Origin of the sequence: Candidatus Sordicultor fermentans (assembly GCF_012728195.1) — a bacterium.
GTDB classification, from domain to species: Bacteria; Atribacterota; Atribacteria; order Atribacterales; family Caldatribacteriaceae; genus Sordicultor; species Sordicultor fermentans.
Genome location: NZ_JAAYFP010000003.1, coordinates 1 through 8,577, shown reverse-complemented (window position 1 = coordinate 8,577; position 8,577 = coordinate 1). Strand labels below are relative to the sequence as shown.

The following is an 8,577-nucleotide window of genomic DNA, read 5'->3' as shown; positions in this document are numbered from 1 at the left end:
GCTATTATGAAAAGAAAAGGAGGGAAGGAAAAACTCATCGAAAAGCTCTTTTATGCCTGGCTAGACAGTATGTTAAGATTGTATATGCTGTTTTAAGAAAAAAACAAAAATTTAACTAAAGAGCATTGACATAGGAAGTTGACAGTAGCTTCTTTTTCCTGACGTTAAAATCCTCCATTTCCACATACTTCTGAACAGTTCGGAAGTTAAATCCTGTTTCTTGGGCTATTCTTCTCAATGATTTACCTTTTTCATTATGTTCAAATTTGATATGATATATTTGCTCCATTGTTAGCATCCTTTCTTTACCCCCTTTAGGTTCAGCATCTAAAAAGGGTAGTTTATTTTAAGGGTGCTGGCAATGGAGTTTCTATTTCCTGCTGTACTTTTTAACTTCCACTGTGCTGCATTTCTATTCTACCAAACACAGCTTTAGGGAAAACACATCATCGTGAAAGGGGTCAAAAGAGCGCCGAGGCCTTGAGTATAAACCCGGAGGTTGAAAAAGAAAAAATAAAGTTACTTCTTCTTTAAAGGTAAGGGCAAGAGAAAAGTCGTAAAAAATACCAGAGTGGCCAATATTACGATGGTTGCCCCAGGAGAAGTATCCAAATAATAGGATAAGGCAAGTCCTCCCAAGACACATCCTAAGCTATCGATAGAGGAAAGGACCAAAACCTTTCTGAGGTTTTTGCTCCACTGCAAGGCTGTGGCGGCAGGAATAGTTAAAAGTGCTGATACCAGTATAATTCCCACTATTCTTACAGAAATGACAATAAAAAGAGCAATTAAAGCAACGAGAAGATGGTTTAAGAAGCTGACCGGTAGCCCGATTACCCGGGCCATTTCCGGATCTAATATGGAGAGAATCAGTTCTTTAAAAAAGAAGTAGAGAGAAAAGGCAATTATTGCTCCTATCGCCAGAGATATTACTAAGTCCTCTCTACCTACTGCCAGTATATTTCCAAATAAATACCCGAAAAGGTCGATGTTATGCACTTCTTTTAGACCGATAAGTAGTATTCCTAAAGCCATGGTGCTGGTAAAAAAAATACCTACTGCAGTGTCTTCCTTTATCCGGTTGTTTTCGATGAGCATTGATATTCCTATCCCTACCGAGATGCAAAAAATTACCGCGGTTAAAATAGGGTCCCACCCTAAAAAATATCCTAAAGCTATACCCCCGAAAGCAGCATGGGATATCCCTGCCCCCATAAAAGAAAGCCTCTTTAAAACTACAAAAACCCCCAGCGTTGCTCCTAAAACCCCCACAATGAGTCCGATAAATAAAGCTCTTTGCATGAAAGTAAATCGTAAGATTTCCAACTCTTCACCTCTCGGGAGGTGTTTCCCGCACTACAATGTGGGGGATAGCACCATGGTGAAAGAATGCTGCTTCCCTGCCATACATTTCTTCCAGCACTCCTTCTCTTATTACCTCTTCCGGGCGGTCATGTTTTATCAACCTTCGGTTTAGGCAGGCAATACTATCGACATATTGAGCTACCACTCCCACATCATGAGAAACAGTGATGATGGTAATTCCTTGCTCATGGAGCCGAAGAAGGAGCTCGTAAAAACTTTCACTACTTTCTGGATCTACTGCTGTTGTGGGTTCATCTAAAATCAATATCTCGGGCTCAAGAGCCAGTGAGCGAGCAATCAAAATTTTTTGTCTCTGTCCTCCAGATAGTTCTCCAATTTGTTTTTTGCTCCATTCTTCCATTTTTACTTCTCTCAAGGCTTTTCTTACCATTTCCCAATCATGTGCCTGCGGTCTTTTCCCTAGGCCTATCAGGCCAAATCTTCCGGTCATCACAAACTCTTCTACAGTAATGGGAAAAGTGTAGTCAATCTGGGCAGTTTGAGGAACATAGCCAATTTTACTTCTCCACTTCCCCAGCTCTTCTACTCTTTTTCCCGCGATATACACTTCTCCTTTTTGAGGTTTCAAGAGTCCCAGAATTATTTTGAGTAAAGTGGTTTTCCCTCCCCCATTAGGTCCGATTATAGCCAGAAACTCCCCCTTTTTAACCGTGAGGTTTACATCTTCCAATACCTCAAGAGGGGGATAATAAAAAGAGACATTTTTTACTTCTATAATTGGCTCTTGCATCTTTATTCCATAGCCTCCAGGATTTTATTCAAGTTTTCTCTCATAAGCTCAAAATAGGGCTTTTCTGGAAAATATCCTAAAGGGTCAAGAAGGACAACTTGAGCGTTGGTCTCTTGAGCTAATACCTGGGCTATCTTTTGATTGAGCTGAGGTTCGGCAAAAATCACTCGAATATCTTCTTTTCTCATTTCTTCTATCAGATTTTTGAGCTCTCTAGGAGAGGGCTCTTTTCCGGGAGACTTTTCTATCACTCCTTTTAGTTCCAGGTTATAGTCTCGAGCTAAATAGTCCCAGGCAGGATGCTGGGCAACAAAAGAGCGCTGACGCAAATTTTGAACTTTTTCTCTAAACCAGTGGTCCAGCTCTGCGAGTTTTTGAATGTACTCCCCGGCGTTTCTCTCATAATAGGCACTGTTTTCCGGGTCTAAGGTAGATAGAGCCTGGCTTATATTCTTTACCATTATTTGAGCATTGGGAAGAGAAAGCCAAATATGGGGGTTGGCTCCTTCTCCTTCTTTTATGAGATTTATCCCCTGGTACAGGTAAAAGATGGGTTTCCCCTCTGCTACATTTTTAATTATTTCCTCCAGAAAGAAATCCAAGCCCAATCCCACGAGAAAAAAAGCCTGTCCTTCTTCTATCTTCCTAACATCGGAAGGACGAGGCTCATAGGTGTGGGGATCCGCTCCGTTAGGTATAAGCTGGAATATTTCTACTTTATCTTTTCCCACTTCCTGAACTAAACTACACAGGGGAGCAATGGATACTCCTATTGATAGCTTTTCTCCCCAGGAAAAAGAAGAAAAACCAGAAACCAAAATCAAAACCCCCAGAACCACTCGAAGGCATTTTTTCAAAATTTTTACCTCCCAATTGGTTAATAACTGTGAAAATTATACCATTCTGGAGAAGTACTTATTGAGGGATTTTAATTATAGCATCCTATAAACCCCTTATACCCCTTCTTTTTCATCACCCCGGTAACTTTCGAGTCGTTTTTAGCCTGCTTCTGAATGGTTTATCACCTTTTGTCGTCACCCTTGAATGGTTTTATGATAGAAGAAAGCGGATTCCCCGCTAAATTTCGGGAATGATAAAAGGAGAAACGGAATTGTCACGTAAAGCAAAAAGATAAACCGCAGATACCCTGGAGAAGGAAGAGGGGTGGAGTGCTGAGAAGAGGGATATTGCAATGAATTTTCCAAGGTACCATAGGGGGCTTTAAAGCAAGCCCCCGCCAATTTTTCACAAATTCACTACTACTTTAATTGATTCTTCTTTGTGCTCATGAGCAAATTGCAAAGCTTCCTGAGTTTTCTCTAAGGGGAAACGATGGGTGATCAGAGATTGGAGGTCTACTTTTCCGGCATTCAATAAATCTACACAACCAGGGTAAACGTTAGCATAACGGAAAATTCCCAGAACATCTAGTTCTTTATCTACCACTTTTAAAAGCTCAAAATCAAAATGAGTTTGAGAGGGGAGACCGATGAGAACTACTCTTCCTCCTTTTTTGGTAACCTCTACAGTTAGCTGAGAGGTGGAAACACTTCCCGCTGTTTCAAAAACCACGTCTACTCCTCGGCCCTGAGTTAGTTCTTCTACCTGAGCTTTTACATCTCCTTCTTTAGCATTTATAGTAAAATTAGCTCCCAATTCTTTCGCTTTTTTCAGGCGGAAGTCAAAAATATCCACCGCTATTATTCGGGTAACTCCTCGAGCTGAAAGAGCTTCGATAGTTACAAGCCCTATAGGGCCACTACCTAAAACCAGAGCCATCTCTCCCGGCTCTGCATGTGCCCGATGAGTGGCATATACTCCCACAGCCAGAGGCTCAACCAGTGCCCCTTCTTCAAAGCTCACCTTTTCTGCTATAGGATAGGTAAAATTAGCTGGGTGAGTTACATACTCACAAAAAGTACCGTCCACTGGGGGAGTAGCCCAGAAAACAACGTCAGGGCAGAGGTTATACCTTCCGGAGCGGCAAAACTCGCACTTTCCGCAGGGAATACCAGGTTCCATAGTAACCCGATCTCCAGGCTTTAAATTTTTAACTTTCTTTCCTATCTCCACCACTTCCCCGGCACATTCGTGACCCAGAATAAAGGGGGGCTTTACCACGTAGGCGCCGATTCTTCCCTCCACAAAGTAGTGAACATCAGAGCCGCATACTCCCACACTTTTTATCCGTACCAGCACCTCTTCTTCTCCAGGGATGGGAATAGGTAATTCTTCAATTTCTATTTGCCCAATCCCTTTCATAACTGCTGCTTTCATAGTTTGAGCCATATAATTTCCTCCTCTCAAGACACTGCTTCTATAATTTTAGTTAAGAAATATTCTTCCGGAACTGCTCCTTCAAAAGACACTCGCTCATTGATGACTATTTTGGGCACTGCTCTCACGCCATACCGATAAGCCAGGTGGGGAAATTCTTCCACCTCTATCATTGCTGAGCGTACCTTCTCTCCCTCTATAGCCATTTTGTGTCCTAAAACCACCGCTTGCGGACAATAAGGGCAGGTAACAGTTACAAAAGTCTGAATATCTACTTCCCGGGTAAGCGAAGAAAGAAAATCCTTACTCTCCTTCCTTAAATCCGTTTCTCCTCGTGAGACCCACACCAGGGTCTCTATAAAACCAGAAAATTCATATCCTGCTGGTATCCCATAAAAGCGAATACCATAGTCTTTTTCTTCTTCTACCACTATAGCTGGTATTTTATCGATGTCATAAAGATCTACTTTATCTTTATCTAAAAGAAAGTTATAAATCTCGAGATGCAGAAGGGGAGAAAGAGCCACTATCTCTTCTAAGAGCGAGCGCACGCTCTGGCAAGTTTCACATTCTAATTCCTGAGTAAAAAACTTCAGACTTACCTCACGAGATAAATTTTCTTTTAAAAAGTTAATCAGAGTTTCTTTATCTTTGTCCTGTAAAAACAAAATTGGTCACCCCCTATCCTAATATACTTTCCAATTTTCTCCGGAAACCAGGGAGATTGTCTAAGTCCCCGCCGGGACAGTCCTCACCATAACGCAAAAAGCCCTGACGGTCGACCAGAAACGCTGCCCATCGAGCCAGATAGCTTCTATCCCAAACTCCAAAAGCTTTAATCACTTGGGCAGAAGAGTCGCTCCACAAGGGAAAGGGAAGGTTGTTCTGCTCTATAAATTCTCGCTGAGCGAAGAAAGTATCTGAGCTTATAGGTATTAAAATACCTTTCTTTTTCTCTATTTCTTCTTTTAAAGAAAGGTAGCTAGGAAGCATCTGAGTTCCCTGAGGGCTAAAAACCGAATCAAAAAAGAGAATTACTCCTGCTTTACCCCGGCAGAGCTGGGAAAGAAGAACTGTATTACCGGTGGTGTCAGTTAGCCAACCATCAGGAGAAGGTCTATCCAGACAAAGTTTATTCTGCCACAGAAAATACAGGACTTCTTCCATAAAGAAAGGAAGATAATCGGGACCTTGAGCGGTAATAATATTTCCATCTACCATAACTGGTAGGTCGGTAAAATCTCCTCCTGCGTTATTCACGTCATCTTTAATAGATACAAGCCCTGCTATCCTTTTTCCTCTTACAATGTCAGCAGAGACCAGCACCCAGGGACCCCGAGAAATAGCTGCCACCAATTTTCCTCCCTGGTAGAATTCCCTGACTAAATTAAGCACTACAGGGAGACGACGCAGATAATCAGGAGCAAAACCACCGGGAATGATTACTCCGTCAAAATCTCGGGCGTTAATTAAAGAAATAGCCATTTCTGCCCGCGCCGGAAAACCGTGACGACCATAAAAAGTCTCTTCTACGTTGATTCCTACCAATTTTGCCTCTATTCCCGCTTCTCGCAAGCGAAGCAAAGGATACCATAACTCCAACTCTTGATATTGACTTTCTACCAAAACTATTATCCGACGCACAGCCAATTTTTAACCCTCCTTTTCCTTTAACTCTCGCTTCATGCTCTGAAGACGCAAAAAATGTTTTTTCTCTTCCTCAATAACTTTATCTAACCATTCTCTTTTCTCCGGGGAAACCATGGGAATAAGTCCTTGATAAAAAAGGATACTTTCTTTCTCTATCTCTATGCCCACTTCTAAGGCATCCTCCATTTTTATCCCTGCAGGGGTAAGGTTTACCCCTTTTAGTACTTTGTCCAGAATTCCACTTTCTACAATTGCCCCCAGATAGTTGACACTCTCGTCAGTAGTAGAGAAGAGAATTTCTTGGCCTTCATTAAGCTCTTTCTGAAGATTAGTGAAAAATTCCAGGTGCTTTTTTTCTTCTTCTTTTAAGAAGGAAAAAACTTCTCGTGCTGAGGAAGAGGAAGTTAACTGTGCTAATCGGTTATAAAAATCTATACCCCTTCTTTCTAACTCTTTAGCCATTTCCAGGATTTCAGAGGGAGAAAAACGCAATGCCACCTCTATCACATCCCTTCTTATATTTAACTATGGTGTGAGGGAGATATCTCCCTCACACTTATTATTGCTTTCATCACTGTGCGCATCACTTGATGTACGTGCCTCACCCAGCTTAATTTTAGATTTATCTTGTGTAGGCACTATTCCTTAAGCTGCAAGTATCCAGAAGATACCTTGCTCCTTGATAATCATTATCAAGCTTGGCCCGCACTACCCAGAAGTTCGCATTTGGAAATGTACATTTTCTTAAGTTCTTCCCGCGCATAACCCAGATATTTGCGCGGATCGAATTCCTTGGGATTTTCAGCTAAATATTTTCGAATCATAGCTGTCATTACCAATCGCCCATCGGAGTCGATGTTGATTTTGCATACTGCCGATTGAGCAGCACGACGGACCTGGTCTTCAGGTACACCAACGGCATCTTCCAACGCTCCTCCATATTGATTGATAATATCTACGTATTTCTTCAAGACCGAAGAGGCTCCATGGAGCACAATTGGAAAACCAGGAAGTCGGCGCTCCACCTCTTCTAAAATATCAAAGCGGAGAGTGGGAAAAGGCTCGCCAGGTTTTAGCTTAAATTTATAGGCTCCGTGAGAGGTGCCGATGGAGATAGCTAAACTATCTACCCCTGTCCGGCCCACAAAATCCTCCACCTGGGCTGGGTCAGTATAGTGGGAAACTTCAGAAGAAACGTGTTCTTCAATCCCGGCTAAAACTCCTAGCTCTCCCTCTACAGTCACATCACGAGGATGGGCATAGTCCACTACTTTTTTGGTTAGAGCCACATTTTCCTCATAAGGAAGATGAGAACCATCAATCATCACATTGGAAAATCCAGAGTCTACACAGGATTTTACTAACTCAAAAGAATCTCCATGATCCAGGTTCAAAGCGATAGGGATATTGCTTCCCATTTCTCGAGCCATCTCAACTGCTCCAGGAACCATATAGCGCAACAGGGTTTGATTGGCATACTGACGGGCACCCTTGGAAATTTGCAAAATCACTGGTGAATTACATTCTACACAGGCAGTGATGATGGCCTGTAGCTGTTCCATGTTATTGAAATTATAACCTGGTACGGCATATTTTCCAGCCATAGCCTTTTTGAACATTTCCCGAGTATTGACCAATCCCAGCTCAGTAAAATGAACAGCCATTATATTTCCTCCCTTTTTCGATTTATATTATTATCTTATAAGTAATTCTCTCCTATTTTACAACTTTCTTCAAGGGGTATGTAGATCTATGATAAAATATGAGGAAAATACGGAGTAGCTTGTGACAGAACTATGAGGGAAAGAATCCCCTTATAACTCCTTTTTTTGGTTTTTGCAAGAAACTCTCTCCTATCATTGTGTGAAGTTCTTTTTTTGATTGTTTTGAGGGACTTCCTTTTGTCTGCGAGGAGTGACAAGCAACCTCTCTTTTCTGCCATCGTGAGTACGGCGAGTTGGTATTTCTCTTTTAATAACTTTCAAGCTTCATCATACTAAAAACTTGGGATTGCTACAAAACGGCAGGGGAGGCATCCCCCTATTTTCTTAGGTAAATCACCGAAGCGGGGTTTATGAGCCTTTAGGAGAAGACTATAATTTTTCTTGAAACCTTTCCTAAATGGGTTGTTCTATTTAGCCATGATACTGTCTATCTAATACTTAATGGAGAGAGTTTCAAAAGCTAATAGTAGAGGAAAAAATAAAAATATCCCTACAAAATGGGTTGACACCATCCTCCTACCTTTACATCTTTAACTCCTAATGGAATTGTGATACCAATTTTCCCTCTGGCCATGGTGGTAAGGCCTCCTTTTCTAGCTTCTGGATCTGGTCTTTACCACCATACTTCTTTTTAGATATTTTTCCACACACTTTATTATAGAGCCCTCGGAGGGTTGACTTTAAGAATAAGTGCTGTAGAATAAAAACAAAGTTTTTTGTGAGTTTTCTTGTGAGCTTTTTCTTGATAGGGGGTGATAGATAGAACATTCATAATAGTTATGGCCTCGAGTTTTTCTATCAATTTTGGGT

9 protein-coding genes are annotated in these 8,577 nt (G+C 41.5%); all 9 read right to left on the bottom strand.

Going from position 1 to position 8,577, the window contains the following annotated elements:
• Positions 1 to 115 precede the first annotated feature (115 nt).
• The 9 genes from GXZ17_RS00195 to GXZ17_RS00155 all read right to left on the bottom strand — a co-directional run bounded on the left by GXZ17_RS00195 (position 116) and on the right by GXZ17_RS00155 (position 7,707).
• Positions 116 to 289, bottom strand: a complete 174-nt coding sequence (locus GXZ17_RS00195) for a hypothetical protein (RefSeq protein ID WP_409375274.1) — start codon at positions 287 to 289, stop codon at positions 116 to 118.
• Positions 290 to 519: 230 nt separating this feature from the next.
• Positions 520 to 1,326, bottom strand: a complete 807-nt coding sequence (locus GXZ17_RS00190; RefSeq protein ID WP_409375273.1) for a metal ABC transporter permease — start codon at positions 1,324 to 1,326, stop codon at positions 520 to 522.
• A gap of 4 nt (positions 1,327 to 1,330) precedes the next feature.
• Positions 1,331 to 2,116, bottom strand: a complete 786-nt coding sequence (locus GXZ17_RS00185; RefSeq protein ID WP_409375272.1) for a metal ABC transporter ATP-binding protein — start codon at positions 2,114 to 2,116, stop codon at positions 1,331 to 1,333.
• A 2-nt stretch (positions 2,117 to 2,118) separates the two neighbouring features.
• Complete coding sequence (locus tag GXZ17_RS00180; protein WP_409375271.1) at positions 2,119 to 2,973, bottom strand: metal ABC transporter substrate-binding protein; 855 nt, start codon at positions 2,971 to 2,973, stop codon at positions 2,119 to 2,121.
• A gap of 388 nt (positions 2,974 to 3,361) precedes the next feature.
• Complete coding sequence (locus GXZ17_RS00175; protein WP_409375270.1) at positions 3,362 to 4,405, bottom strand: NAD(P)-dependent alcohol dehydrogenase; 1,044 nt, start codon at positions 4,403 to 4,405, stop codon at positions 3,362 to 3,364.
• Between the two features lie 14 nt (positions 4,406 to 4,419).
• Positions 4,420 to 5,064: a protein disulfide oxidoreductase gene (gene pdo, locus GXZ17_RS00170; RefSeq protein WP_409375276.1), complete on the bottom strand. Its 645-nt coding sequence runs from the start codon at positions 5,062 to 5,064 to the stop codon at positions 4,420 to 4,422.
• A 10-nt stretch (positions 5,065 to 5,074) separates the two neighbouring features.
• Complete coding sequence (locus GXZ17_RS00165; protein ID WP_409375275.1) at positions 5,075 to 6,037, bottom strand: DJ-1/PfpI/YhbO family deglycase/protease; 963 nt, start codon at positions 6,035 to 6,037, stop codon at positions 5,075 to 5,077.
• Between the two features lie 9 nt (positions 6,038 to 6,046).
• Entirely contained in the window at positions 6,047 to 6,550 is a 504-nt protein-coding gene (locus GXZ17_RS00160; protein WP_409375269.1) for a ferritin family protein, read from the bottom strand.
• Positions 6,551 to 6,735: 185 nt separating this feature from the next.
• Positions 6,736 to 7,707 (bottom strand): class II fructose-bisphosphate aldolase, encoded by a 972-nt coding sequence (locus GXZ17_RS00155; protein WP_409375268.1) that lies wholly within the window; start codon positions 7,705 to 7,707, stop codon positions 6,736 to 6,738.
• Positions 7,708 to 8,577: the final 870 nt, after the last annotated feature.

What these genes read in the sequence shown, in the direction of transcription:
- GXZ17_RS00195 (WP_409375274.1), bottom strand. Translation starts at nt 289, where the DNA reads ATGGAGCAAATATATCATATCAAATTTGAACATAATGAAAAAGGTAAA.
- GXZ17_RS00185 (WP_409375272.1), bottom strand. Translation starts at nt 2,116, where the DNA reads ATGCAAGAGCCAATTATAGAAGTAAAAAATGTCTCTTTTTATTATCCC.
- GXZ17_RS00175 (WP_409375270.1), bottom strand. Translation starts at nt 4,405, where the DNA reads ATGGCTCAAACTATGAAAGCAGCAGTTATGAAAGGGATTGGGCAAATA.
- GXZ17_RS00155 (WP_409375268.1), bottom strand. Translation starts at nt 7,707, where the DNA reads ATGGCTGTTCATTTTACTGAGCTGGGATTGGTCAATACTCGGGAAATG.